The 3,368-nt window shown below is 63.3% G+C and carries 2 protein-coding genes; both read left to right on the plus strand.

Annotated elements, in window-relative coordinates:
* A partial coding sequence (locus tag ACR0LF_RS23530; RefSeq protein ID WP_480583995.1) for a trimethylamine methyltransferase family protein occupies positions 1-780 on the plus strand: 780 nt, incomplete at its 5' end.
* A gap of 121 nt (positions 781-901) precedes the next feature.
* A partial coding sequence (locus ACR0LF_RS23535) for a GcvT family protein (RefSeq protein ID WP_480583992.1) occupies positions 902-3,368 on the plus strand: 2,467 nt, incomplete at its 3' end.

Genomic DNA, 3,368 nt, shown 5'->3' on the forward strand with positions numbered 1-3,368 from the left:
CAGGGCATGATCGTGGTGCCGTTCATCCTGTCCGGCGCGATGGGTCCGGTCAGCACCGCCGCCAGCGTCGCCCAGGCGATGGCCGAGGCGATGATGGTCTGCGCCTATGTGCAGCTGCTGCGCCCCGGCGCGCCATTTGTTCTGGGCAACTTCCTGTCCTCGATGTCGCTGAAGTCGGGCGCGCCGACCTTCGGTATGCCCGAGCCGGTGATCTCGAACTACGCCATCGGCCAGCTGGCCCGCCGCGCCGGGCTGCCGTTGCGCTGTGGCGGCTCGCTGACCGCGTCCAAGATCGAGGATGCGCAGGCGGCTTACGAATCCGCCGACTCGATGCATTCGACCATGCTGGCCGGGGCGAACTTCGTGCTGCATTCGGCAGGCTGGCTCGAAGGCGGCCTGTGCACCGGCTTTGAAAAGCTGATCATGGATGCCGACCGACTGGGCTCCTACCAGAAGGTCCTGAGCCAGGGTCTGGACACCAGCGAGGACGCCTTTGCCCGCGACGCTTACGGAGAGGTTGAGGCCGGAGGTCACTTCCTCGGCTGCGCGCACACCATGCGCAACTACCAGACCGCTTTCTATGAGCCCAAGCTTAGCGATAGTGAGAATGTTGAAAGCTGGGAAGAGGGTGGATCAAAGGACATGCGCCGCCGCGCCTTTGAACGCTGGAACCAGATGCTGAACGAATATCAGCCGCCCGCAATGGATGAGGCAAAGAAAGAAGAGCTGGCCGCGTACGTAGCGCGCCGGAAAGAGGAGATCCCGGACGCCTGGTACTGAACAGGCGATCCCTTCATCTGGCCCGAAATATCCTCGGGGGTGAATTGAGCCGCAGGCTCAAGAGGGGGCAGACAGCCCCCTTCCCCCGGCCCCGACACCCCATTCGAAACTGGAAAACGAAATGCCTGAAATTCAAAAAGAAGAAAGCACCGGCGGCAAGCAGCTCCCCTCCCACGCCAAGGTCGTGGTGATCGGCGGCGGGGTCGTCGGCTGTTCGATCCTGTTCCACCTGGCCAAGTTCGGCTGGAAAGACGTTGTCCTGCTGGAGCGTGACGAGCTGACCTCCGGTTCGTCCTGGCACGCGGCGGGTCAGATCCACACGATCAGCTCGGACCCCAACATCTCGCGCCTGCAGAGCTATACCATCGATCTGTACAAGGAGATCGAGGAAACCTCGGGCCATTCCGTCGGCATGCACATCACCGGCGGCTTCTACGCCGCCTCGACCAAGGAATGGTACGACTACCTCAAGCGCGAGCGCTCGAAAGCCCGCTACATGGGCCTGCATCAGGAGTTCATCAGCCCGCAGGAACTGGCCGAGCGTCACCCGCTGATCGACCCCAAGCACTACCACGCCGCCCTCTGGGATGAGCAGGACGGTGACGTCGACCCCTCGGGCGCCACCTATGCCTTCGCCAAATCGGCCCGTCACCACGGCGCGCAGTACTTCACCCATTGCGGCGTGACGTCGATGCGCCAGCGCCCCGATGGCAGCTGGGATCTGACCACCCCCAAAGGCGTCATCAACGCCGAGCAGGTTGTGAACTGCGGCGGTCTCTGGGCGCGCGAAGTGGGCCATATGTCCGGCATCCACCTGCCGGTGCAACCGATGGAGCACCACTATCTGATCACCGACGCGATCCCGCTGATCAAGGATCGGATGGAAAGCATGGGCGAAGCCGGTCGTCTGCCCGCGGGCATCGACTATGAGGCCAACATCTACTTCCGTCAGGAACGTCACGGCATGCTGCTGGGCACCTATGAACCGAAATCGACCCCGTGGAAGGTCGACGGCACGCCGTGGGACTTCGGTCACGAGCTGCTGCAGCCCGATCTGGACCGCATCGCCGACCGTCTGGAAATGTCGTTCGAGCGTATTCCGGCCATCGGCGAGTCCGGCATCAAGGACACCATCAACGGCCCGTTCACCTTCGGCCCCGACGGCAACCCGATGATCGGCCCGGTTCCGGGCATGAAGAACTACTGGGTCGCCGTGGGCGTCATGGCGGGCTTCTGCCAGGGCGGCGGTGTTGGCCTGACCATGGCCGAGTGGATGATCGACGGCGAGCCTTCGATCGACGTCTGGGCAATGGATGTAGCCCGCTTTGGTGAATTCGCGACGCCGGACTGGGGCACCATCAAGTCCTCGGAGAACTACGAGCGCCGCTTCGTGATGACCTTCCCGAACGAAACGCTGCCCAAGGGCCGGATGCAGAAAACCACCGCGCTTTATGACCGGCTGGTCGAAAAAGGCGCGGTGATGGGTCAGAGCTTTGGTCTGGAAAACGCGCTGTGGTTCGCCAACAACGCCGAAGACGCCCATGAAACACCCACTTTCGAGCGCAACCGCAGTCACGACTATGTCGCGCGCGAGGTGAAAGCCGTGCAGGAAGCGGTGGGCGGCATCGAGATCGCCAACTTCGCCAAGCACGAGTTCAAGGGCGCGGGCGCGCGGGAATACCTGAACCGCACTCTGGCCGGTTACGTACCGAAACAGGGCCGTCTGGCGCTGACCCCGATGCTGACCGAAAAGGGCCGCCTTTACGGGGACCTGACCGTGGCCTGCCTGGGTGAAGAGCACTTCATGCTGTTCGGCTCGGGTGCCATGCAGGACGCGCATCGCCGCTGGTTCGAAAAGGACCTGCCCGCCGATGTGAGCTATGCCAATGTCTCGGACGACTGGCACGGGATCGCGCTGTCGGGTCCGAAAGCGCGCGACCTGCTGGCCCGCATCACCCGCGACGACGTCTCGGCAGAGGCCTTCAGGTTCCGCGATCTGCGCCAGACCTTCGTCGGCGGCGTGCCGGTGATCCTGAACCGGATCTCGTTCTCGGGCGAGCTGGGCTTCGAGATCTACTGCAAGCCGATGTACCTGCTGCGTCTGGCCGAGGCGATCGAAGAAGCCGGGGCCGATCTGGGCTATCGCTGGTATGGCGCCCGCGCGCTGATGTCGCTGCGTCTGGAAAAAGGCTGGGGCGTCTGGACCACCGACTTCCGCCCCGACTTCAACGCGGTCGAATCCGGCATGGACGTCTTCATCAACTGGAACAAGGACTTTGTCGGCAAGGAGGCCACGCTGAAGTTCCGCGAAGACGGCGTTGCCCGCAAACTGGTCACCATGACCATCGACGTGGACGGCATCGACGTCTCCAACGACGAGGCGATCCTGAAAGACGGCGAAGCGGTCGGCTATGTCTCCTCGGGCGGCTACGGCCACCGCGTCGGCAAATCCATGGCCATGGGCTACGTCACATCCGAAAGCGCCGCACCAGGAACCAAGCTGCAAGTCGAAATTCTGGGCGAGTTCTACGACGCAGAAGTCCTCGGCGCGCCTGCCTACGACGCCAACGGCGCAAACATGAGGGCGT

The sequence above is a fragment of the Ruegeria sp. E8 genome (assembly GCF_056533985.1).